Source organism: Tabrizicola sp. (genome assembly GCF_016793705.1).
Taxonomy (GTDB): domain Bacteria; phylum Pseudomonadota; class Alphaproteobacteria; order Rhodobacterales; family Rhodobacteraceae; genus Tabrizicola.
Map to the genome: position 1 here is coordinate 17,387 of NZ_JAEULO010000001.1, position 22,509 is coordinate 39,895.

A 22,509-nucleotide genomic window follows, 5' to 3' on the forward strand; every position below is an offset into this window, starting at 1 on the left:
TTCGCCGAGGGTGGCTAACCCCCGGCGAAGAGTCAGGCCGAGACGCCTACGGGGAGACCGCGGGGCGTCGGCGTCGAATGGTAGCGCAGCGCTTTGGCCTGGGCGTCGGTGAGGCTTTCGCCCCGGCGCATGGCCTGAAGCTCGGCGCGGGTGAGACCGATGTCGTCCAGCAAGTGATCGTCCTCGCGTTCCAGCAGGAACGCGGTCGAGCGGCGCAGCTGCGAAAGGGCGAAGAGGCGGGCGAACATGATGGGTCTCCTTGTGCTTGAGACCCAGAGATAAGCCCCGGTTTGACATTTCACAAACGAATAGGTTTGATAGGTAACATAAGCTTCACTCATGGGTAGATGATGCAGCCGCTGGACAGTGACCTGATGCGCAGTTTCCTCGCGGTGGCGGACAACGGGTCGGTCACGGCGGCGGCGGGGCGGCTGCACCGGACGCAGTCGGCGGTCAGCCTTCAGGTGAAACGGCTGGAGGAAAGTCTGGGGCAACCCCTGTTCGAACGCCAGGCGCGGGGGGTGGTGCTGACGCCCCGGGGGGAGCAGCTGGTGCCCTATGCCCGCCGGGTGGTGGCGCTCTTGCACGAGGCGGCGATCGCCCTGCGGGAGAAGCCGCTGGTCGGTCCGGTCCGGGTGGGGATTTCGGACGAATATTCCGGCACGGTGCTGCCCCGGGCGCTGGCCGCCTTCGACGAGCGACACGAGGGGGTGCAGGTCTCGGTCCGGGTGGACCATTCCAGCGCGCAGATCGCGGCGCTGGAGGCGGACGAGATCGACATAGGCGTGATCTACGACTGGTCCTATGTGCAGGAGGGCGAGGTGTTGTGCATCGACCCGACGGTCTGGGTCACGTCGCTGACCCATGCCCAGCACCTGCGCCGCCCGGTGCCGGTGGCGGTGTACTTCCGCTCGCAGTGGAGCCGGGATTATGCCGAGCATTCGCTGGACCGGCAGGGGATCGACTGGCGCGCGGCATGGTCCTGCGACATGGCGGGGGGGTTCCGGGTGGCGGTGATGAACGGGATGGCGATCGCGCCGCTCTCACGCAGCACGATCCCGGCGGGGTGTCGGGAACTGACGGCGGAGGACGGCTTTCCGATGGTCGACAACGCACGGGTGGTCCTGCGGCGGAACCCGCGCGGGACCTCTCCGGCGGTGGAGGGGATGGCCGAGGTGCTGCGGGCGGCCTTCGCGCCGCTTGGCCGGGGGGCTGCGGCGTGATCCGCGCGGGGCTGGTGGGCCCCTTCGGGCCGGTGGCGCTGGTGGAGCGCGAGGGCGTGCTGGTCGGGCTGGAATGGCGGCTGCCGGGGGTCACGGGGCAAACGGCGCTTCTGGACGAGGGTCTTGCGCAGCTGGCGGCCTATTTCGCGGGGCGGCTGAAGCGGTTCGACCTGCCGATGGACTGGGGCGCGGGGCTGAACGCCAGCGTCCGGCGGGCGATGGCGGACATCCCTTACGGCGAGACGCGGACCTATGGCCAGATCGCGAAACTGGTGGGGGCCGCGCCGCAGGCGGTGGGGCAGGCTTGCGGAGCGAACCCGCTGCCGATCCTGATTCCCTGCCATCGGGTCATGGGGACCGATTGGTTCGGCGGCTTCTCGGCGCCGGGCGGGGTGGAGACGAAGGCGGCGCTTCTCCGGCACGAAGGGGCGTTGCTGATCTAGGCGGAACACCGGACTTGCCTGAACGGCTGGACGGGCGCAGACTTGGCGGCACCATTTTCAAGGAGTGCATTCGATGACGACCGAAGCCGTTGCCGGGGGCCTTGTGCGCCCGCTCTTGATCTTCACAGGGGTCCTCGTGGCCGGGCAGGCCGTCCTGTACGGCATCGGCCAGACTTTTCCCGATTTCGACATGCCGTCGAGCTTTGGCCTGATCATCGCGATGGTGGCGGCCATGACCGGCGGCCAGAGCTTTGCCAAGGCCACGGGCCGCGCCTTCGCGGGCGGCGAGCAGCTGCGCTTCTCACTGACGGGCGTGGCGATTTCCATTGCGCTGTCTCTGGCAACCATCGCCGCGATGTTCGCCTGGTACGGGGTGCCGTTCTCGACGGATATGCTGGCGCTGGTCATGACCGGCGACCCCACCATGGCGGCAGACATCAGACCCTGGCTACCGGTCATCTTCGGCATCGGCCTTCTGATCGGCTGGGCCGTGATCCACTTCGGTGCGGGTGCCGGGGCCAAGGGAATGCTGAAGCGGATGGCGAAGGACGCCGCGAAGAACAGCTGACCCTATCAGTCGCGGTCCACTGGACTTATCGGCCCGCTTGCGCGCATTGAGCCGGGGGCTTACGCCTTTGCGTGACAGTCCCATGACAGGTGCGTCTTGAGCTTTGGCATCTTCCTGGCGGTCCTTGCGGCGGCCTTTCTCCATGCGCTCTGGAATGCGCTGATCAAGCTGGGGACCTCGAAGGTCGGCGGGATGGTGATCCTGTCCATTGTCGAGGTGCCGATCGGGCTGGCGGTGGTGATGGTGTCGAAGGCGATCAACCCGGCGGCCATTCCCTGGGTGATCGCTGCGGGCTGCACGCATTTCGCCTACAAGTTCTTCCTGACCTATGCCTATGACCGGGGCGATCTGAGCCGAGTCTATCCCATCGCCCGCGGGGCGGCGCCGATGATCGTGGCCCTGTTCGGGGCGGTCTTCCTGGCCGATGCGGTGACGGGCCGCGAATACATCGCCATCGCGGTGCTGGCGGCGGGAATCCTGCTGATGGCGCGGGGGGTTTTCGCGTCCGGCGAGGACCGGCGGCTTCTGCCCTTCGCCATCGGCTCGGCCTGCGCGACGGCGACCTATACGCTGATCGACGGGATGGGCGCTCGGGTTTCCGGCTCGCCCGCGGCCTATGTCGCCTGGGTCTTCGTGGCGGACGGGACGATTTTTACCCTGGGCATGCTGGCGCTGCGTGGCATCGACGTGATCCCGCGCAACTGGCGCGCCTGGCCGATGGGTGCCTTCGCCTCGGCGGCCAGCTATGGCGCCTATGCGGTGTCGATCTGGGCGATGACCTTCGCGCCGATCGCGGTGGTGGCGGCGCTGCGCGAGACCTCGATCCTGTTTGCGGTATTGATCGGCTGGCTGGTCTTCGGCGAGCGGATGACGGGCGAGAAGGCGCTGGCCTCGGTGATCATTGTCGCAGGGGTGATGCTGACACGGCTGTGAGAGCCCAAGTTTCTTGAGCAAGAAACTTGTCAAAATCCTTGCTTAAGGATTTTGGTCACTTCACCCGCCGGATGCCCTCGGGGACCATCTGCTGCGCGATCCCTGCGAGCGCGAGGTAGAGTGAGGTCAGGACCAGCAGCCATTTGGCGACGGGTCCCTCGTTGAAATCCCACCAGGCGGCCCAGCCGGCCAGCGCGATCCAGAGGATGATCACGCCGAGCGAGAGTTCATACCAGCGGCTTGTCCGCACCGGATGGATGAACTTGAGGTTGGTGAACATCGTGATGGTCAAAAGGATCACGATCAGCAGGATCACCGTCTGGCTTGGTTCGGTCGCGAAAAGGACCAGCACCACCATGTTCCAGCAGGCCGGGAAGCCCGCGAAGCTCTTGTCCTTGGTCTTCATGCGGGTATCGGCGAAATAGACGACAGAACCGTAGCAGATCACGATGATCGCCAGCCAGCCGGTCCAGCCGGGCAGGAGGCCGGATTTGAACAGTGCGAACGCCGGGATGAAGACGTAGGTGAGGTAGTCGACGATCAGGTCCATCAACACGCCGTCGTAGGTGGGCCAGTTCTTTCGCACGTCGAAACGGCGGGCCAGCGGGCCGTCGACTCCGTCGACAATCAGCGCGACCACAAGCCAGAGGAACATCAGGCTCCATTTCCCCTCGACCGCGGCCAGCATGGCGAACATCGACAGGACGGCGCCGGAGGCGGTGAGGAGATGGACGGAGAGGGCTTTAAGGCGGGGGTTCATGGGAATGTGATGGCGGATAACGCGGTCGGGCGCAACAGTTTGCCCGCGTTCAGGCGCGGGGATGGGCTTTTTCGTAGACCTCCATCAGCCGGGCCGCATCGACGGCGGTGTAGGCTTGGGTCGTCGACAGCGAGGCGTGGCCCAGAAGCTCCTGGATCGCGCGAAGGTCGCCACCGGCCGAGAGGAGGTGGGTGGCGAAGCTGTGGCGCAGCGCGTGTGGTGTGGCGGTGGCCGGCAGGCCGAGGCGCAGGCGGGCGCGCTCCATGGCCGACTGGATCAGGCGGGGATTGACCGGGCCGCCGCGCGCGCCGCGGAAGAGGGGGTCGGAAGGGGCAAGATCGAAGGGGCAGCTAGCGACATAGGCGGCGACGGCGTCAGCGGCGGCGGGCAGGACGGGCACCAGGCGGGTCTTGCCGCCCTTGCCGGTGATGCGCAGCGTGGGCGGGAGGGGATGGTCGGCCCCGGTGAGCGAGAGCGCTTCGGAGATGCGGAGGCCGAGTCCGTAAAGAAGCGTGGCGATGGCGGTGTCGCGGGCGGTGATCCAGTCCTCGCGGGAGTCGCTGCCGATGTCGTCCAGCATGGCGGCGGCGGCGTCTTCGCTGAGGGGGCGGGGCAGCTTCCGTCGGTGCTTCGGGCCGCGGGCGGAAAGGACAGTGGTGGCGTCGGTCTTCGTCCGGTCGGCGGCCCAGGCGGTGAAGCCCTTGACGGCGGAAAGGGCCCGGGCGAGGGAGCGGGGCGAGATGTGGGTGCGTTCAGCCGCCATCCAGGCGCGGAGATCGGACTGCGTGGTGCGGGCGACGGCGGCCAGACCCTCGGCTCCGCCGCGATGGGCGGAAAGGAATTTCAGGTAGCGTGCAACATCGCGGCGGTAGGCCTCGACAGTATTCTCCGCCGCACCCTCCAGGGCCGCAAGCTGCTGAAGCCATTGGGAAAGCGCCGCCCCGAGCGCGGGCGCGAGGAAGGGATCGCTCAGCCCAGCCACCGGCGCATCGTCCGTTCGAAGACGCCGGCGAAGAAGGCGAGGAGGTCGGTGCCATGGGTGGACTTGAACTGGTTGGGATCTTCGGAGGCAAAGACCAGCACGGCGGGCAGGCGGTTCGGGCCGAGGTCGAGCCTCATCAGCGCCTCGGACTGGAACTCCTCGGCGCGGGGGCCGTAAAGGGTGGCGGCGAGTCCGGTGATCGAGCGCAGGACGACGGGCCGACCAGGGCCGTTGCGGCCGTTGGTCAGGTAGTTCCCGACAAAGCCCGCCGGCGCGACCTGGAGCACCTCGCCAAGGCGGCGGAGGGTGGGGTCGCTGCTGCCATCCTCGTTCAGCGTTTCCAGCACCAGGCGCACCATGTCGACGCGAAGGGTCTGTGCAACCTCGTTCGTGAGCGCCTTCATGAAGGCCTCGAAGTTCGTTGGTTCAAGGAGTTGCAGGATCGCGCGGTGGACCTGGTTGGTGCCTGCGAGGTTCTCATAGGCCGCCGCAATGACGGAGCGGTGGGTATCCTCCAGCCGGTCGAGACGGGTCTCCAGCCGCTGCATGGCGATGCCACGCAGGTCGACGATGTTCGCCCCCATGGCGCGTTCGTTGGCGGCGACAAGGGCATTCATCACGTCGCGGTCTTCCAGCAGCCGCTCGGGCTGGGCAAGGATGCGGTCGCGCAGGTCGGGTTCGATCATTTTGGCAGGCCAGTCCCGGGTCGGATTTCGGAGAGTATAGGCGACCGGCAAACGCCTTGGCGACAGGGTTGCGACAAGACGGAGAGGCGGACGGGCAGGGATGCAACAGTGGGGCGATCCAGGTGCAGGGCGCGCGTGATGCGGGCGAGACGCGCCCCGGCGCGCGGGTTCACGTCCCCCGGATCGTGTCGATCATCAGTTGCACGTGGTCGGGGTGGGCATCCGGCGTGATCCCGTGGCCGAGGTTGAAGATGTGCGGGCCGTTCGAGAAGGCCTTCACCACATGGCGGGTGGCGGCGATGAGAGCCTGGCCGCCCGTGACCATGTGCTCTGGCGCCAGGTTGCCCTGGACGCAGCCGTCGACCTGGACGTTGGCGGCGGCCCATTCCGGGCTGACGGAATTGTCGATGGCGACGCAATCGGCACCGGTGCGGTGGGCGAAGCCGATGTAACCCTGCCCGGCCTCGCGCGGGAAGGCGATGACGGGGATGCCGGGGTGGCGGGCTTTCAACGCGGCGATGATGGTCGCGGCAGGAGCTTCGGCGAAATCGCGGAAGTCCTGGCCTTTGAGGCTTCCCGCCCAGCTGTCGAAGAGCTTTACCACCTCGGCCCCGGCCTCGATTTGCGCGGAGAGGTATTCGATGGTCGCCTCGGTGATGCGGTCGATCAGGGCCTGGAAGGTCGGGCGGTCGTGGGCTTTCAGTCCGTGGGCGGCGGCCTGGTCGGGGGTGCCGCGCCCGGCGATCATGTAGGTGGCGACGGTCCAGGGGGCGCCGGCGAAACCGATGAGGGTAGTTTCCCGGGGCAGTTCGCGGGACAGGATGCGGACGGTTTCGTAGACCGGGCCGAGGGTGTCGTGGATCGCTTCGACGGGCTTGAGGTTGGCAACCTGGCCGGGGGTGTCGGTGGTCTCCATCCGGGGCCCCTCGCCGGTCTCGAACCACAGCTTCGGGCCGAGGGCCTGGGGCAGCAGCAGGATGTCGGCGAAGAGGATGGCCGCGTCGAAGCCGTAGCGGCGGATCGGTTGCAAGGTGACTTCGGCGGCGAGGTCCGGCGTGTAGCAGAGTGTCAGGAAATCGCCCGCCTTCGCCCGCGTCTCGCGATATTCCGGCAGGTAGCGGCCCGCCTGGCGCATCATCCAGATCGGGGGCGTGGGCAGGACCTCGCCCTTCAACGCGCGCAGGATCGTCTTGGTCATCGGCTGTCTCCGGTTTCGGTCTGCCTTGCCCGCGCGGGTCCGGGGTGTCAAGCTTGTGCGGCCGACCGGACTGTCGCACCCCCCGTCATGACTGGAAACCCGCCGATGAAATTCGCCTGGCTGAGCGAGCCGCCGTTCTGCTTTCGTGAAGCTGGGGGTGTGGTGCGGGGCTGCGACGTGGAACTGGCGGAGCTGGTGGCGGGGCGGCTGGGCCTGGGTTTCGCGCCGGTCGAGGCCAGCTTCGCCGAACTGCTGCCGGGGTTGGCCGGGGGGCGGTGGCAGATGACCACCGGGCTTTTCGTGACCGAGGACCGGCAGAAGCTGGCGCTCTTCAGCCGACCGATCTGGGCGTTGGTGGACGGGCTGCTGGTTCGGCGCGGCAATCCGCTGGGGCTGTCCGGCTATGCTTCGGTCGCCGGGGCGGGGGCGGTGCTGGCGGTCATCCGCGATCAGGTGCAGCACCGCTCGGCGCTGGACCTGGGGGTGGCGGAGGGGCGGATCCTGGTGTTCGGGACCTATGCCGAGGCCGCTGCGGCGGTGGCTTCGGGCAAGGCGGATGCCTATGCAAGCGTCTGGCGCGCCCATGCCGGGTTCCTGACGCAGAACCCTGAGGCGGCGCTGGAAGCGGTTGAGGCCCCTGTGGGCGAAGCGGCCCCTGCCTTCGGGGCCTTCGCCTTCGCGTTGGGGGAGGACGCGCTTTGCGATGCGGTGAATGGGGCGCTGGCGGGCTATCTCGGCAGCGTAGAGCACCGGCGGATGATGGCGCGGCACGGCTTTGGCACGGTCGAGGTCGACCGGCTGTTGGGCGGGCCGGGGGCGGGCTGAGGCGCGGGGCGATCTGTCGCCCCCGGTATGGTTGTCAGGACCGGCGGGTCCGGATAGGGAAGGGACATGACCCACGACCTTCCCACCCCCGACCGGCCCCTGAAGATCGGCACCCGCGGCTCGCCGCTTGCGCTCTGGCAGGCGCAAGAGGTGCGGCGCTGCCTGATGACGGCCTTCGACCTGCCGGAAGCGGCTTTCGAGGTGGTGGTGATCAAGGTCCTGGGCGACCAGGTGCAGGACAAGGCCCTGCGCGAGATCGGGGGGAAAGGGCTTTTCACCCGCGAGATCGAGGAAGCTCTCCTAGACGGCGGCATCGACATCGCGGTGCATTCGATGAAGGACATGCCGACCTTGCAGCCCGAGGGGCTGGTGCTGGACTGCTATCTGAAACGGGCGGATGTGCGCGATGCTTTCGTCTCGCCGCGCTACGGGTCGATTGCGGAGTTGCCGGAGGGCGCGGTTGTCGGGTCGTCGTCCTTGCGGCGGCGGGCGCAGCTGGCGCTAAGGCGGCCGGACCTGAAGCTGGTGGAGTTCCGGGGCAATGTGCAGACGCGGATGCGAAAGCTGGAGGAGGGGGTGGCCGAGGCTACTTTCCTTGCCATGGCGGGGTTGACGCGGCTGGGGATGCTGTCGGTGGCGCGCGGGGCCATCGCGCCGGAGGAGATGCTGCCGGCGGTGGCGCAGGGGGCCATCGGGGTGGAGCGGCGGGTTGCGGATGGTCGGGTGGCGGCGCTGCTGGCAGCGGTGCATGACCGGGAGACGGGCTTGCGGCTGGCGGCGGAGCGGAGCTTCCTGTTGCGGCTCGACGGGTCGTGCCAGACGCCGATTGCCGGGCTGGCGGTGATCGAGGGGGACGAACTGTGGCTGCGGGGGGAAATCCTGCGGCCGGATGGCTCGGAATCGGTGGCGGGCGAGCGGCGGGGGCCGGTGGGCGAGGGCGCGGAGATCGGGCGGGCGCTGGCGGAGGAGCTGCTGGAGCGCGCGGGGCCGGGGTTCTTCGGCTGAGCCGGGTGCCCCCCACCCCCATCCCCTCCCCACGGAGGCGGAGGGGAGGCGCGCTTCGGTCGCGGGCCACGCAGGCGGAGAGGGTGCATGCCTCCGGCGGGAGTATTTTGAGAAGAGCAAATGGGTCCTGGGTGGAGTGTTCTGGCGGCGGGCGCATGACCGGCTGCTGCGCGGTACAGCTTTGGAGGCCGATGCTTGACCGACCCTGAACTGGACCAGGCTTTGACCACGGCCCTGGCCGAGCCGCCTCAGCGGGTGCGGGCGGTCGTGCTACCGGACGGGCGTCGGTTCTGGCTGAAACGGGTGGAGCGGCTGTCGGGGCGACTGCGGTTGCAGAAGGGCGACCCCGCGCGTGCCTTCGCGGCAGAACGGGAGGGGCTGCGCGCGGTGGCGGCGGCAGGGGTGCCGGTGGCGGAAGTGACGGCGGAGGGGCCGGATTGGGTGCTGATGCCGGATGCCGGGCCGACCCTTCCAACAGTGGTACGGCAGTCGGACGTCGACGAGGCAGGCCGACTGCGCGCCTTCGCCGCTGCGGGCAGGGCCCTTGGACGGCTGCACTGGGCCGGGATGGCACATGGCCGCCCCGCTGTGCGGGATGTCTGCTGGGACGGACGGGAGGCGCGGTTCATCGACCTGGAGCGGTTCCGCCGGGCGCGGCGGGCCGGGTTCTGGCAGGCGGCGGATGTGGTGATGTTCGCGCAGACGGCCTTCACGGCCTGGCCCGGTGATCCGCGCTGGCTGGATGCGGCGCTGGCGGCCTATGCGGTTTCTGCGCCGGAGGGGGCGATGGCCTCGGTCCGGCGGCTGGCGGGGTGGCTGGCGCCGGTGGGATGGCTGGCGACGGGGCTGTCGGCGCTGCGGCCGGGAAGCCGGGAGTTGCAGGCGGTGGGGCTGACTTTGGGGCGGTTGCGGCGGTAGGCGGTCTGCTCGTCGGTGACGTCGTCCTTCCTCGCGGGATTCGGCGAGGAGGTTACGCAATCAACGACGAGCGGCTTTGTCAGGCGTGGATCGCGCCGTCGCCGCAGGCGAGCGCAGCTTCGCGCACGGCTTCCGACCAGGTCGGATGGGCGTGGCAGGTGAGGGCAAGGTCCTGCGCGCTGGCGCCGAATTCCATCGCGACGCAGATCTCGTGGATCAGGTCGCCTGCGGCCGGGCCGATGATATGGCAGCCGAGGATGCGGTCGGTTTCCTTGTCGGCGATCAGCTTGACGAAGCCTTCGGCCTGGAAGACCGCCTTGGCGCGGGCGTTGCCCATGAAGGGGAACTTGCCGACCTTGTAGGCGCGGCCTTCCTCTTTCAGCTGCTCCTCGGTCTTCCCGACATTGGCGACCTCGGGTGTGGTGTAGATCACGCCGGGGATGACGTTGTAGTTCACATGGCCATGCTTGCCGGACAGGATTTCGGCCACAGCCATGCCTTCGTCTTCCGCCTTGTGGGCCAGCATCGGCCCGGCGATGGCGTCGCCGATGGCGTAGAGGCCGGGGATGTTGGTCTGGAAGTGGGCGTCGGTCTTGATGGTGCCGCGCGGGCCCATCTCTACCCCCAGGGCTTCGAGGCCGAGGCCTGCCGTGTAGGGCTTGCGGCCGGTGGCGACGAGGACGATGTCGGCGTCGATCGAGGCCTCGCTGTCGTTCTTCTTCAGCTTGTACGTGACCGTCGCGCCTTTCTTGCCCTTCGTCACCGACTGCACGGCGGCCCCGAGCACGAATTTCAGACCCTGCTTCGCGAGGATGCGCTGGAAGCTCTTGGCGACCTCGGCATCCATGCCGGGGGTGATCGCATCCAGATACTCCACCACCGTGACTTCGGTGCCGAGACGGGCGTAGACCGAGCCCATCTCCAGGCCGATCACGCCCGCGCCGATCACGACCATGGTCTTCGGCGGCTTGGCCAGGGTAAGCGCGCCGGTGGAGGTGACGACGGTTTCCTCATCCACCGTCACGCCGGGAAGCGAGGAAGATTCGGAGCCGGTGGCGATGACGACGTTCTTCGCGGTATGGGTTTCGTCGCCGACCTTGACCTGACCGGGGGCAGGGATGGTCGCCCAGCCTTTCAGCCAGGTGACCTTGTTCTTCTTGAACAGGAACTCGATTCCCTTCGTGTTGCCGGAGACGACGTCGGCCTTGTAGGCCTGCATCTTTTGCCAATCCACCTTGGGATGGGCACCCATCAGGCCCATCTTCTCGAAGTTTTCATGGGTTTCATGCAGCAGATGCGTGGCGTGGAGGAGCGCCTTCGAGGGGATGCAGCCGACGTTCAGGCAGGTGCCGCCCAGCGTCTCGCGTCCCTCGACGCAGGCGACCTTCTGGCCAAGCTGCGCGGCGCGGATCGCGGCGACATAGCCGCCGGGGCCGGCGCCGATGATGATGGTGTCGAAATCTGCCATTTGGTCGGTCCTTTGGTTTGGCCGGGAAACCGGGGGCTTTGCACCCCCGGACCCCGCAGGATATTCGGGCAAAGATGAAAGGGTCAGATCAGGGCGGCCACGATCATCGTCAGGGTTGCGAAGAAGCCTACCGCCCAGATCGCCGAGCGCCAAGGGCGCCAGCCGAGGGCATAGGCGGGGATGTAGAGCACGCGGGCGGCGAGGTAGGTCCAGGCGGCATACTGGGTTACGGCGGTCGACTGGTTGCCGAGGGTCACGACGACGACGGCGAGGGTGAAGAGGATCAGCCCCTCGAAATGGTTGTTCAGCGCGCGTTGCATGCGGGCGGTGAGGAGGGAAAGTTGCCGGGAGGGCGGATAGTCGCGAGGGCTGGAGGTGTAGCCGGTGCCCAGCTCGACATTGGCCGGGATCGCAAAGAGCGCGAATTGCACGGCTTGCAGGAGGCCCGCGAGGGCAAGGGCGGTGAGTTCCGGGGTCATGCGGCGGTTCCCTTGGTCCGGTGGATCGAGGCGATGCGGCTGGCGGCGAACCAGGCGCGGCAGGCGGTTTCGGCTGCGGTGACACCGGGGAGGGCGCGGAGGCGGGCGAGCTCGGCGGCAACCTCGGGCCAGCGGCGGAGGATGGTGCGGTCCTGACCTTCGTTCCGGTTGGTGAGGCGGTGCCATTTCGAGCCGGGGCGATATTTGTCGAAGGGCGGGCCCATGCCGCGACCGCGCTCGGCCTTCAGAAGGAAGACGTCGGTGGAGCGGGTGGCGTAGTGGTTGACCACGGCGCCGCCGCGGAGGGCGGTTTCCACGGGGTGATAGCGGGCGCGGGGCGGGCCGTGCAGGACGGCAGAGGAGAGGGGTTCGCCTGCGGCGTTGACGGCAAGGGGGGCCTCGATCCGGGGGGCGGTCGGCATGTGGTCGGAGGCCGAGGCGAAGGCGCGGTGGCGGAAGAGCGACTTGAACTTGACTGTGGCCGGGTCGGGGGCCGCTTCGCAGGCGGTGAAGGCGGGGAGCGTCTCGCCCGGCCAGTCGGCGTGGCCGCTGTCGCCGAAGAAGCGCCAGGGCAGCGCGATGGTGTGCGCATCGCCTGCGCGGGCGACAAGCTCCTGCACCGGGGCGGCTCCGGGGGCGATATTCAGGAATTCGTCGCTGTCGAGATGGGCGAGCCAGTCGGCGGGGCTGTCCTTGAGATGCGCCAGCGCGCGGGCGATGCCGCTGGCCTGCGGCGGGGTGCCGGGGGTGAGCGGGTTCGGGAGGTGGTCGATCTGGCCGTGGTTGGCGAGGGTATCGAGCAGGTGGTCGGAGCCGTCGATGCAGTCGTTCGAGCAGATGACCACGGGGCCGAAGCCGATGACCCGGTGGTAGGCGAGCCATTCGAGGACATGGATGCCTTCGTTCCGCATGCAGGACATGAGGGCGACGCGGGTCACGGGAAGACCTCGGGGAGCTTCAGCTCCAGGATGGTGAGGTTGAATTCGTAGTAGGTCTTCTGCCAGTCGGGATGGGTGTCGCAGAGGCCCTTCACTTCGGCCCAGGGGGTGTCTTCGGCGGGCATCAGGGCCTTAGGGTCGGCGGCGGTTGTGAAGGCGGTGATGGCTTCGGGCGGGACGTTGTGGGTGGTGAGGATCGCCACGGCGGCGGCGGTGTCCTTCTGCCAGTTGGTCAGGATTTGCCGGTGGGTGAGGGGGTCGAGGGCGGAGCAGGTCAGGAAGACGCGATGCTCGGCGATGGCTTGCGAGAGCAGTATATCGGCGGCGGGGGAGCCGGTGGGGATGACCTGGGCTGCGGCGGGGGTTGTCAGGAGGGTAGCGAGGAGGGCGATGATGGCCCCGCCCCGGGCTTGACCCGGGACCTTTGGCACTGGGCGAGGACCCGGCTCGGGGCGGGATGCTGAGAGCGGACGGCCCCCCACCCCCGGCCCCTCCCCACGAGGGGGAGGGGAGGCGCTTGTCGCAGCGGTGGGGGCAGGATGGGTCATGCCGTTTCCAGGAACTGCGCCTGGTAGCCTCGCCCGAAGGCGGATTGCTTGTCGAGCCAGGCCTGGGCGTTCTTGCGGTTGGCGACTTCGAAGAGGACGAGGATGGTGTTGGCGTCGCCCTTCCAGATTTGCAGGGTGTTGAGGCTGGCGGCGGCGATGTTCTCGGCCTCGGCGTCGAAGGCGGATTTCCAGGCGGCGTAGTCGGGGGCGGAGGTCTGGATCAGAAGTTGGGTCATTTGGGGTCTCCTTGTTTGGGTGGGGTGCCGGGTGCCCCCCACCCCCATCCCCTCCCCACGAGGGGGAGGGGAGGCGCTTTGGCGGTGGCGGTGGGTGCGGGGTGGGGCATCTGGGGTTCGGGAGGCCGGGTTGCGGTGGTGTAGGGTGCGTTTCAGCGCACCGGCGGATGGTGCGCTGAAACGCACCCTACGGTTCGCTTGTTTCAGAGTCTTCTGGGTCAACAAGTCCCAAGCGTTTTGCGAGATCACCGTTCCAGAAAGCGGGATCTTCATCGAAGTCTGGGAATTCTAATCCGCGGAGGATATGTGCGACGTTTGGCAGACTTTCTACCGTATGGCGAAATATCTTACGTCGTCTTGCGCGGATACCTTTGATCATCTCTTCGGTTTCGCCACCGTGAGCGGTTCCCAAGATATAAACGCTATCCTGAATTGCGCTCAGCTCATTCTCGATGTTCAGAAACGTCAGAGAAAGGCGGTGCTGTTGCATCTTGATGAGGCGGACGCGCTGGTCGATCCGTTGGACATAAAATGCTAAAGCAGCAACCAATATGAAGGTTGCAAATCCCCAGCCATTCTCGGCCCCAAACCACATAACGTCACTCCCGAGTTTTACGGCGGGGCACGCCCCGCCCTACGCATCACCGTAGGTCGGGGCGTGCCCCGACTCCCCTCACAAATCCATCAACAACCGTCTCGGGTCCTCCAGCGCCTCCTTGACCCGCACCAGGAACGTCACCGCCCCTTTCCCATCGACGATCCGGTGGTCGTAGCTCAGCGCCAGGTACATCATCGGGCGGATGACGATCTGGCCGCCGACCACCACGGGCCGGTCCTGGATCTTGTGCATGCCGAGGATGCCGGACTGCGGGGGGTTGAGGATGGGGCTGGACATCAGCGAGCCATAGACGCCGCCGTTCGAGATGGTGAAGCTGCCCCCCTGCATCTCGGCCATGCTCAGCTTCCCGTCGCGGGCGCGGAGGCCCAGTTCGGCGATCTTCTTCTCGATGGCGGCGAAGCTCATCTGGTCGGCGTCGCGCACCACCGGGACGACGAGGCCGCTCGGCGTCCCGACCGCCACGCCCATGTGGACGTAGTTCTTGTAGACCACGTCGCCGCCGTCGATCTCGGCGTTGACCTCGGGGACTTCCTTCAGGGCGTGGCAGCAGGCCTTCACGAAGAAGGACATGAAGCCGAGTTTCACGCCGTGCTTCTTCTCGAAGGCGTCCTTGTATTCGTTGCGCAGGTCCATGATCGCCTTCATGTCCACCTCGTTGTAGGTGGTCAGCATGGCGGCGGTGTTCTGTGCGTCCTTGAGCCGGCGGGCGATGGTGGCGCGCAGGCGGGTCATCTTGACGCGCTCTTCCCGTGCGGCGTCCTCGGCCGGGATCGGCGCGCGGGGGACGGCGGCGGGGGCGGGCGCGGGGGTGGCGGCGGCTGCTTGCGCCCCGGCGGCCCCGGCGACGGTTCGGGCGACGTCTTCCTTCATCACCCGGCCATCGCGCCCGGTGCCCTTGACGGCGTCGGCGGAAAGCCCGGCTTCGGCCAGGGCCTTCTTGGCGGAGGGCGCGTTCTCCACGTCGGCGCGCGGGGTGACTTCCTCATGCCCCGCGCCGGGCGAGCCGATGGCGGCGGCAGCCTCGATCTTCGGGTCCTCGGTCTTCGGCTTCTGGGCCGCGGGGTCGGTCTTGGTCGCCGCCGCACCCTCGGTCACGATGGCGAGGCGGGCATTGGCGGCGACGGTGGTGCCTTCCGGCGCGAGGATTTCGGCCAGGACGCCCGACACGGGGCTGGGCACCTCGACCGAGACCTTGTCGGTTTCCAGTTCGCACAGCATCTCGTCCTGCTTCACCGCGTCGCCCGGTTTCTTGAACCAGGTCGATACGGTGGCCTCGGACACGGATTCGCCAAGGGCGGGCACCATCACGTCAGTCATTTCGCAGTCTCCGGTCTTCGAGGGTCACTTGAGGCCAAGGGCCTGGGCGACGAGGGTTTGCTGTTCGTATTTGTGGCGGGAGGCGAGGCCCGTGGCGGGCGACGCGCTGGCGTTGCGTCCGGCGTAGGACATGCGGGTGGTCTTGCCGCGCAGTTTGGTCAGGATCGCCTCCATGTCCGGTTCAATGAACAGCCAGGCGCCCTGGTTCTTGGGTTCCTCCTGGCACCAGACGAATTCGGCCTTCGGGAAGCGCGCAAGCTCCTGCGAAAGCGAGATGGTGGGCAGCGGGTAAAGCTGTTCCACGCGGAGGAGGTAGGTGTCCTCCAGCCCCTGCGCATCGCGTTCGGCGAGGAGATCGTAGTAGACCTTGCCGGAACAGAGGACGACGCGCCTGATCTTGTCGTCGGGTTTCAGCTTCAGCGTCGAGTTGCCTTTCTGCGCATCGTCCCAGAGCACGCGGTGGAAGGTCGAGCCGTCGGTGAAATCCTCGGCCCGGCTGATGCACATCGGATGGCGCAGCAGCGACTTCGGCGTCATCAGCACCAGCGGCTTCCTATAGGTCCGATGCAGCTGGCGGCGCAGGATGTGGAAGTAGTTGGCGGGCGTCGAGCAGTTGGCGACGATCCAGTTGTCCTCGGCCGAGAGCTGCAGGAAGCGTTCGAGGCGGGCCGAGGAATGCTCCGGCCCCTGACCCTCATAGCCATGCGGCAGCAGCATGACGAGGCCCGACATCCGCAGCCACTTGCTTTCGCCCGAGTTGATGAACTGGTCGATCATGATCTGCGCGCCATTGGCGAAGTCGCCGAACTGCGCTTCCCAGAGGGTCAGCGCGTTCGGTTCGGCAAGGCTGTAGCCGTATTCGAAGCCGAGGACCGCGTATTCCGACAGCATCGAGTCGATGACCTCATACCGCGCCTGGCCGGGGCGGATGTGGTTCAGCGGGTAGTAGCGTTCCTCGGTCACCTGGTCGACCCAGCCGGAATGGCGCTGGCTGAACGTGCCGCGGGTGCAGTCCTGCCCGGACAGGCGGACGGCAAAGCCCTCCAGCTCCAGCGAGCCGAAGGCCAGCGCCTCGGCCGTAGCCCAGTCGAAGCCCTTGCCGGTGGCGAACATCTCTTTCTTCGCTTCCAGCTGGCGGGCGACGGTCTTGTGGATCTCGAAGCCTTCCGGCACCCGGGTCAGCGCGGCGCCGATCTCGGCCAGCGTCTCGGCCTTGATCCAGGTCTCGCCGCGCTGGTAGTTGTTCAGGTCCTTGGTCTGGAGGTTCTTCCAGCGGCCATCCAGCCAGTCGGCCTTGTTCGGCAGGAAGGCCTTGCCAGCCTCGAATTCCTCGTTGAGCCGGGCCTGGAAGGCGGCCTTCATGTCCTCGATCTCGCCTTCCGGGATCAGCCCGTCGGCGACCAGCCGGTCGGTGTAAAGTTGCAGCGTCGTCTTCTGCTTGCGGATGCGGTTGTACATCGCCGGGTTGGTGAACATCGGCTCGTCGCCTTCGTTGTGACCGAAGCGGCGATAGCAGAAGATATCGATGACCACGTCCTTGTGGAACTTCTGGCGGAACTCGGTCGCCACCTTGGCGGCATGGACCACGGCCTCGGGGTCGTCGCCGTTGACGTGGAAGATCGGCGCCTCGACCATCAGCGCGATGTCGGTCGGATAGGGCGAGGAGCGGCTGAAGGCCGGGGCGGTGGTGAAGCCGATCTGGTTGTTGACGATGATGTGGATGCAGCCCCCCGTCCGGTGGCCCTTGATCCCCGACAGTTGCAGACATTCCGCCACCACGCCCTGACCGGCAAAGGCCGCGTCGCCGTGCAGGAGGATCGGCAGGACCGCCGTCCGCTCGGCAGCGTCGTTCATCTGGTCCTGCTTGGCGCGGACCTTGCCCAGCACCACCGGGTTCACCGCTTCCAGGTGCGAGGGGTTGGCGGTGAGCGAGAGGTGAACCTTGTTGCCGTCGAACTCACGGTCCGACGAGGCGCCGAGGTGATACTTAACGTCGCCGGAGCCATCCACGTCCTCGGGCTTGTAGGAGCCGCCCTGGAATTCGTGGAAGATCGCCCGATAGGGTTTCATCATCACATTGGCCAGCACGGACAACCGGCCCCGGTGCGGCATCCCGATGATCACTTCCTTGACCCCAAGCGCCCCGCCGCGCTTGATGATCTGCTCCATCGCCGGGATCAGGCTTTCGCCACCGTCAAGGCCGAAGCGCTTGGTGCCCATGTATTTGACATGGAGGAACTTCTCGTAGCCCTCGGCCTCGACCAGCTTGTTCAGGATCGCCTTGCGGCCCTCGCGGGTGAAGGCGATCTCCTTGCCGTAGCCTTCGATCCGCTCCTTCAGCCACGAGGCCTGTTCGGGGTCGGAGATGTGCATGTATTGCAGCGCGAAGGTGCCGCAGTAGGTGCGCTTCAGGATGTCGATGATCTCGCGCATCGAGGCATGGGTGAGGCCAAGGACGTTGTCGATGAAGATCGGGCGGTCCATGTCGGCTTCGGTGAAGCCATAGGAGGCCGGGTCAAGCTCGGGGTGGTTGCCGCGGTCGGTCATCCCCAGCGGGTCTAGATCGGCGGCGAGGTGGCCGCGGATGCGGTAGGCGCGGATGATCATCAGGGCGCGGATCGAGTCGAGGACAGCGCGCTGGATCTGGTCGTTGGAGAGGGTGACGCCCGCCTCGGCGGCCTTGGCGACGATCTTCTCGCCCGCAGCCTTCGCCTCGCGTGCCGGGGGCGGGGCGGCCCATTCGCCGGTCAGCGCGGCGGTGAGGTCGTCGGCGGGCAGCAGCGGCCAGTCGGCGCGGGCCCAGGACGGCCCGGCGGCGGCGCGCTTGGCGTCAAGCTCGCTGTCGCCGAGGGCGCGGAAGAACTCGGCCCAGGCGGCGTCGACCGAATTGGGATCGGTGGCGTAACGGGCCTGAAGCTGGTCGACGTAGTCGGCATTCGCGCCGTCGAGGAACGAGGCGGCGTGGAGCTGGGCGTTCGGGGATTGATCGGTCATCGGTAGCCCTTTCGAACGGGGAGGAAGGTGAATGGCGGGGTTGGGGAGGTCAGGACCATGTCAGCACCTCGCGCTGCATGGCCTGGTAGTCCTCGCCCAGCCGGGTGTCGGAATGATCGAAGATCGCGGGGGCGCGGCGCAGGGCGTAAACCGTGCCGCGCACCTGCGGAAAGCGGAAGCGCAGGCCAAGTCCGTCCTTCAGGGCCTCGGCCAGAATCCGGCGCCGGGCCAGCGAGAAATAGCGCCGCCGGTGGCGCGGCAGGTCGTCGGAATGCTGCCGGGTGAAGAAGGCCACGTTCAGAAGGAACAGCGCCGCGACGCGATGGCGGTTAAGCCGGGCGGCAGCGACCTCATAGTGGTGCAGCCGCGCCTTCCCGGCCAGGACCAGCAGGCCATGCCGCGAAAAGCGGTAGGTGGCGTCGGTGTCCTCGCAGGGGGAGTAGGACAGGAGCCAGGGATCGAAGGGTTCGGCCAGCGCGACGCTGCGCCGCACGGTCATCGCAAAGCCGATCATCGTCAGCGCGGGATAGAGGTCGGGCTGGCCCAGCCGGGCGACATCTTCGGCGGAGGTGGTCTGGCGGCGGGAATCGTAGGGCACGAAAAGCCGCAGCGTGTCCATGAGGAAGATCTCGCGCCAGATCCAGCGGGTGATCCGGTTGCGGGTGCCGCTGCGCTTGGCCTTGTCCTGGATGCCGGAGAGCTTGCGCTCGATCTGCGGGGCGGCCAGGGGCGAGACAGGATCGTTGTTCGCCGTCACCCCGGCGATGGCCCCGGCGCTGTCGGCCTCGTAGACCTGAAGGATCGTCTCGGCGCAGTCGGGGAACATCAGCGTGTCGTCGTCGAGGCAGAACAGGATATCCGCCGTCGCCGCCTGCGTCGCCAGGTTGCGCTGGTGGGTGATCGATCGGACCGGCGAATGCAGATAGGCAAGGCGTACCGCCGGGTGGCCCGCCAGGAGGGCTTCGACGCGGGCGCGGTCAGCCTCCCAGCCATCGCCCGCGTCGACGATGATGATCTCGGACGGGGGCCGCGTCTGGGCAAGCGCGCAGCCAAGCGCAAGAAGGAGCACGTCGACCCGGTTCAGCGTCGGCGTGCAGAGCGCCCAGGTCAAAGCGGCCGCGTTGAGAGGCACCGAGTCTGACGGATTAGCGACTGTGCGGCCCTCTCTCATTACTGGCAGCTCACATACAAGTAACGGGTGAAAAGGTACCGCTGGCTGCTGCTGCGGTCCCTTTGTTGCTGGAGCGATATGACGGCCCTGCGGGCTGGATCGTTGTGCGCGCAAATCCGGTCCGCCGCCGCGTTCAGATCGGCGACTTCAACGCGGTTCTCATAATATTCAATGCGGTGCCTGTTGCTTCCGTTGTACGGCTCGGTCCTGATCTCGTAGATGACGCGCCATGGTAAGCCGGTGGTCGGCTCGATGCTCTCACTCTGCTGAGCTGACCCAGGTGCTGCATGGAGCGCCAGAGCCACAGGGATGATCAGCCCCAAGCGTCGCCGCACCGTGCCATCCATTGGCAGCAATTTTGGCATCGACTACCCCTTGATCGCCTTCAGCACCGCCTCGCCCAGGCCCGCCGGGCTGTCGGCCACCACGATCCCGGCGCGTTTCATCGCCTCGATTTTGCTTCCCGCATCGCCCTTGCCGCCCGCGACGATGGCGCCGGCGTGGCCCATCCGGCGGCCGGGGGGGGCGGTGCGGCCGGCGATGAAACCGGCGGTGGGCTTCCAGCGGCCCTTCTTCTTCTCGTCAGCAAGGAACTGGGCGGCGTCTTCCTCGGCGCTGCCGCCGATCTCGCCGATCATGATGATGGAGTGGGTATCCGGGTCGGCCAGGAACATCTCCAGCACGTCGATATGTTCGGTGCCCTTGATCGGGTCGCCGCCGATGCCGACGGCGGTGGTCTGGCCAAGGCCCACGTCGGTGGTCTGTTTCACAGCTTCATAGGTAAGTGTGCCCGAGCGCGAGACAACACCGACCGAGCCTTTGGAGAAGATCGAGCCCGGCATGATGCCGATCTTGCATTCGCCGGGGGTCAGCACGCCGGGACAGTTCGGGCCGATCAGCCGCGACTTCGAGTTGATGAGCGCGCGCTTGACCTTCATCATGTCGAGGACCGGGATGCCTTCGGTGATGCAGACGATCAGCGGGATCTCGGCGTCGATGGCCTCGAGGATCGAGTCGGCGGCGAAGGGTGGGGGGACGTAGATCGCCGTCGCATCGGCGCCGGTTTTCGCGACGGCGTCATGGACCGAGTCGAAGACGGGGAGGCCGAGGTGCTCGGTCCCGCCCTTGCCGGGGGTCACACCGCCGACCATTTGCGTCCCGTAGGCGATGGCCTGTTCGGAGTGGAAAGTGCCCTGCGAGCCGGTGAAGCCCTGGCAGATGACGCGGGTGGATTTGTTGACGAGGACGGACATCTTCTGCCTTCCGATCTGTTTTGTCAGTTTCAGTGAGCGACACAATGCGAAATCAATTGGCGGGAGCCGATGAGATTGTTATCGTCGTATTGGAGATATATGAGGTCCTCGCACTGGTGTCAGAACCAGGTGGCGACTGAGTGATGCTTACCGCGAAAGATTTGCCGCCGCGGGACACTCCTCCCGCTATGGTGACTATTTCCCCGCCATCATAGGCTTGTGCAGGTGAATAAGCCTTACGGTTGAAGCGCGAGATGGAAGCAAAGCCAGCCGACGCAAGCTTTTCTTGAACATCCGGGAAAATCTCGTCCGCCCATGTCCCACGAAAGCGAGCAGCGCACGTGTAGGACGTGTATGCCTTGTCCCGATCAAAACCTCCGGCTCTATATCCGGTCAATATGATGCCAGTCGATACAGCATCGTTCGTCTTATATCCAAACATGCCGTCAAAACTGACTCCGCTTGCGCGGGCAGCAGCCTTTGCTTTGTTTTCCGTCAAGTCTTCCGCCAAACACACAGATGCGAACGCGTTCAGGTATTTTACGTAGGAACGACTGTCGGGTGAAGTTGCAGAAGCGTCCGCGACACATCCAGCCAAGGCCAAGACGAGGTAAATGGTTCGCTTCATCCCCGCACCGCCTTGACGATCTTCTCGGCCCCGTCCTTCAGGTCGTCCGCCGCAATGACGTTCAGGCCGGACTTGCGGATGATGTCCTTGCCCAGCTCCACGTTCGTCCCCTCCAGCCGCACCACCAGCGGGACCTTGAGGCCGACTTCCTTCACCGCGGCGATCACGCCCTCGGCGATGATGTCGCAGCGCATGATGCCGCCGAAGATGTTGACCAGGATGCCCTTCACGTTCGGGTCACTGGTGATGATCTTGAAGGCCTCGGTCACCTTTTCCTTGGTGGCGCCACCGCCGACGTCAAGGAAGTTGGCGGGTTCGGCGCCGTAAAGCTTGATGATGTCCATCGTGGCCATCGCCAACCCTGCGCCGTTCACCATGCAGCCGATCTCACCGTCCAGCGCGATGTAGTTCAGGTCGAACTTCGACGCGGCGAGTTCCTTCGGATCCTCCTCGGTCTCGTCGCGGAGCGCGGCGATGTCGGGGTGGCGGTAGATGGCGTTGCCGTCGAAGCCCATCTTGGCGTCGAGGAGCTTGAGGCTGCCGTCCTTGAGGACGCAGAAGGGGTTGATCTCCAGCATGTCCATGTCCTTGTCTAGGAACAGCTGGTAGAGCTTTTTCACGATCCCCACGCATTGCTTGACCTGCCCGCCGGTGAGGCCGAGGGCAAAGGCGACGCGGCGGCCGTGGAAGTCCTGCAACCCGGTGGCGGGGTCGATGGTGAAGGTGTGGATCTTCTCGGGCGTGTCATGCGCCACGTCCTCGATCGACATGCCGCCCTCGGTGGAGGCGACGATGGAGATGCGCGAGGTTTGCCGGTCGATCAGGAAGGCGAGGTAGAATTCCTTCTCGATGTCCGAGCCGTCCTCGATGTAGATGCGGTTGACCTGCTTGCCCGCAGGCCCGGTCTGGATGGTGACAAGCGTGCGGCCCAGCATCTGCCGGGCGAATTCGGCGGCCTCGCCGACGCTGCGGGCCAGGCGGACGCCGCCCTTCTCCCCGGCCTCGGGTTCCTTGAAATGGCCCTTGCCACGCCCGCCGGCATGGATTTGCGACTTCACCACCCAGAGCGGCCCGTCAAGCTCGCCGGCGGCGGTCTTGGCATCCTCGGCCTTCAGCACAACGCGGCCGTCCGAGACCGGGATGCCGTAGCTGCGCAGAAGCTCTTTCGCCTGGTATTCGTGGATGTTCATGGAGCGCCCCTTCGCGGCCGGGATTGGTCAGGGGCGTTCTGGCACGGGTTGGCTGCGGTTCCAAACGGCAAATGGCTGAAATGCGGGCGAAATGCCGGGAAAATGATCTATGTGATCACGGTTGCGA

General features: G+C 66.6%; 24 protein-coding genes and 1 pseudogene. 7 read left to right on the plus strand and 18 right to left on the minus strand.

From position 1 onward, the window contains the following. Positions 1-32: 32 nt before the first annotated feature. Entirely contained in the window at positions 33-248 is a 216-nt protein-coding gene (locus JNJ68_RS00095; protein WP_294977557.1) for a DUF1127 domain-containing protein, read from the minus strand. A gap of 99 nt (positions 249-347) precedes the next feature. Here JNJ68_RS00095 and JNJ68_RS00100 point away from each other — a divergent pair, with 99 nt between their 5' ends. The 4 genes from JNJ68_RS00100 to JNJ68_RS00115 all read left to right on the plus strand — a co-directional run bounded on the left by JNJ68_RS00100 (position 348) and on the right by JNJ68_RS00115 (position 3,167). Next, a complete protein-coding gene (locus JNJ68_RS00100; protein ID WP_294977559.1) occupies positions 348-1,223 on the plus strand; it encodes a LysR family transcriptional regulator in 876 nt (291 codons plus the stop codon). Then, positions 1,223-1,666 carry a methylated-DNA--[protein]-cysteine S-methyltransferase gene (locus JNJ68_RS00105; protein ID WP_294977797.1) on the plus strand — a complete coding sequence of 148 codons (444 nt, stop codon included), beginning with the start codon at positions 1,223-1,225 and terminating at the stop codon, positions 1,664-1,666. The genes JNJ68_RS00100 and JNJ68_RS00105 overlap by 1 nt, the downstream gene beginning before the upstream one ends. A 73-nt stretch (positions 1,667-1,739) precedes the next feature. After that, the gene (locus JNJ68_RS00110) at positions 1,740-2,234 is read left to right on the plus strand and encodes an ABZJ_00895 family protein (RefSeq protein WP_294977561.1); all 495 of its coding nucleotides are present in this window, start codon (positions 1,740-1,742) and stop codon (positions 2,232-2,234) included. Positions 2,235-2,330: 96 nt separating this feature from the next. After that, a complete protein-coding gene (locus tag JNJ68_RS00115; RefSeq protein WP_294977562.1) occupies positions 2,331-3,167 on the plus strand; it encodes a DMT family transporter in 837 nt (278 codons plus the stop codon). A gap of 55 nt (positions 3,168-3,222) precedes the next feature. On the opposite strand, the gene JNJ68_RS00120 is transcribed toward JNJ68_RS00115, so the two are convergent. The 4 genes from JNJ68_RS00120 to hemE all read right to left on the minus strand — a co-directional run bounded on the left by JNJ68_RS00120 (position 3,223) and on the right by hemE (position 6,793). After that, a complete protein-coding gene (locus JNJ68_RS00120) occupies positions 3,223-3,927 on the minus strand; it encodes a CDP-alcohol phosphatidyltransferase family protein (protein ID WP_294977564.1) in 705 nt (234 codons plus the stop codon). Positions 3,928-3,976: 49 nt separating this feature from the next. Next, positions 3,977-4,909 (minus strand): tyrosine recombinase XerC, encoded by a 933-nt coding sequence (locus JNJ68_RS00125; protein ID WP_294977566.1) that lies wholly within the window; start codon positions 4,907-4,909, stop codon positions 3,977-3,979. Then, a complete protein-coding gene (locus tag JNJ68_RS00130; RefSeq protein WP_294977568.1) occupies positions 4,897-5,595 on the minus strand; it encodes a DUF484 family protein in 699 nt (232 codons plus the stop codon). The genes JNJ68_RS00125 and JNJ68_RS00130 overlap by 13 nt, the downstream gene beginning before the upstream one ends. 169 nt (positions 5,596-5,764) lie before the next feature. Then, positions 5,765-6,793: a uroporphyrinogen decarboxylase gene (gene hemE, locus JNJ68_RS00135; protein ID WP_294977570.1), complete on the minus strand. Its 1,029-nt coding sequence runs from the start codon at positions 6,791-6,793 to the stop codon at positions 5,765-5,767. Between the two features lie 105 nt (positions 6,794-6,898). On the opposite strand from hemE, the gene JNJ68_RS00140 reads away from it, so the two are divergent. The 3 genes from JNJ68_RS00140 to JNJ68_RS00150 all read left to right on the plus strand — a co-directional run bounded on the left by JNJ68_RS00140 (position 6,899) and on the right by JNJ68_RS00150 (position 9,541). Next, positions 6,899-7,618 carry a transporter substrate-binding domain-containing protein gene (locus tag JNJ68_RS00140; protein WP_294977571.1) on the plus strand — a complete coding sequence of 240 codons (720 nt, stop codon included), beginning with the start codon at positions 6,899-6,901 and terminating at the stop codon, positions 7,616-7,618. A gap of 66 nt (positions 7,619-7,684) precedes the next feature. Then, positions 7,685-8,623, plus strand: coding sequence for a hydroxymethylbilane synthase (hemC, locus tag JNJ68_RS00145; protein WP_294977572.1), 939 nt, complete (start codon positions 7,685-7,687; stop codon positions 8,621-8,623). 195 nt (positions 8,624-8,818) lie between these two features. Next, positions 8,819-9,541: a serine/threonine protein phosphatase gene (locus JNJ68_RS00150; RefSeq protein WP_294977574.1), complete on the plus strand. Its 723-nt coding sequence runs from the start codon at positions 8,819-8,821 to the stop codon at positions 9,539-9,541. Between the two features lie 79 nt (positions 9,542-9,620). On the opposite strand, the gene lpdA is transcribed toward JNJ68_RS00150, so the two are convergent. The 13 genes and pseudogenes from lpdA to sucC all read right to left on the minus strand — a co-directional run bounded on the left by lpdA (position 9,621) and on the right by sucC (position 22,382). Continuing rightward, on the minus strand, positions 9,621-11,009 hold the full coding sequence (lpdA, locus tag JNJ68_RS00155; RefSeq protein ID WP_294977576.1) for a dihydrolipoyl dehydrogenase: 1,389 nt from the start codon (positions 11,007-11,009) through the stop codon (positions 9,621-9,623). Between the two features lie 83 nt (positions 11,010-11,092). Next, on the minus strand, positions 11,093-11,488 hold the full coding sequence (locus JNJ68_RS00160; protein WP_294977577.1) for an MAPEG family protein: 396 nt from the start codon (positions 11,486-11,488) through the stop codon (positions 11,093-11,095). Beyond that, on the minus strand, positions 11,485-12,426 hold the full coding sequence (locus JNJ68_RS00165) for a glycosyltransferase family 2 protein (protein WP_294977579.1): 942 nt from the start codon (positions 12,424-12,426) through the stop codon (positions 11,485-11,487). The genes JNJ68_RS00160 and JNJ68_RS00165 overlap by 4 nt, the downstream gene beginning before the upstream one ends. Next, positions 12,423-12,857, minus strand: coding sequence for a hypothetical protein (locus JNJ68_RS00170; RefSeq protein WP_294977580.1), 435 nt, complete (start codon positions 12,855-12,857; stop codon positions 12,423-12,425). Before JNJ68_RS00170 ends, JNJ68_RS00165 begins: the two co-directional genes overlap by 4 nt. Before the next feature lie 113 nt (positions 12,858-12,970). Next, on the minus strand, positions 12,971-13,210 hold the full coding sequence (locus JNJ68_RS00175; RefSeq protein ID WP_294977582.1) for a hypothetical protein: 240 nt from the start codon (positions 13,208-13,210) through the stop codon (positions 12,971-12,973). Between the two features lie 187 nt (positions 13,211-13,397). Beyond that, on the minus strand, positions 13,398-13,805 hold the full coding sequence (locus tag JNJ68_RS00180) for a hypothetical protein (protein ID WP_294977584.1): 408 nt from the start codon (positions 13,803-13,805) through the stop codon (positions 13,398-13,400). Positions 13,806-13,883: 78 nt separating this feature from the next. Then, positions 13,884-15,158, minus strand: a pseudogene (odhB, locus tag JNJ68_RS00185) (2-oxoglutarate dehydrogenase complex dihydrolipoyllysine-residue succinyltransferase); the annotation flags it as partial. Between the two features lie 12 nt (positions 15,159-15,170). Further along, positions 15,171-18,140, minus strand: coding sequence for a 2-oxoglutarate dehydrogenase E1 component (locus JNJ68_RS00190; protein WP_294977586.1), 2,970 nt, complete (start codon positions 18,138-18,140; stop codon positions 15,171-15,173). A gap of 49 nt (positions 18,141-18,189) precedes the next feature. Then, the gene (locus JNJ68_RS00195) at positions 18,190-19,272 is read right to left on the minus strand and encodes a glycosyltransferase family 2 protein (protein WP_294977587.1); all 1,083 of its coding nucleotides are present in this window, start codon (positions 19,270-19,272) and stop codon (positions 18,190-18,192) included. 38 nt (positions 19,273-19,310) lie between these two features. Beyond that, positions 19,311-19,676: a hypothetical protein gene (locus JNJ68_RS00200; RefSeq protein WP_294977588.1), complete on the minus strand. Its 366-nt coding sequence runs from the start codon at positions 19,674-19,676 to the stop codon at positions 19,311-19,313. 3 nt (positions 19,677-19,679) lie between these two features. Beyond that, on the minus strand, positions 19,680-20,564 hold the full coding sequence (gene sucD / locus JNJ68_RS00205; protein ID WP_294977590.1) for a succinate--CoA ligase subunit alpha: 885 nt from the start codon (positions 20,562-20,564) through the stop codon (positions 19,680-19,682). Between the two features lie 52 nt (positions 20,565-20,616). Beyond that, positions 20,617-21,192 carry a hypothetical protein gene (locus JNJ68_RS00210; RefSeq protein ID WP_294977592.1) on the minus strand — a complete coding sequence of 192 codons (576 nt, stop codon included), beginning with the start codon at positions 21,190-21,192 and terminating at the stop codon, positions 20,617-20,619. Further along, positions 21,189-22,382 carry an ADP-forming succinate--CoA ligase subunit beta gene (sucC, locus tag JNJ68_RS00215; protein ID WP_294977593.1) on the minus strand — a complete coding sequence of 398 codons (1,194 nt, stop codon included), beginning with the start codon at positions 22,380-22,382 and terminating at the stop codon, positions 21,189-21,191. The genes JNJ68_RS00210 and sucC overlap by 4 nt, the downstream gene beginning before the upstream one ends. Positions 22,383-22,509: the final 127 nt, after the last annotated feature.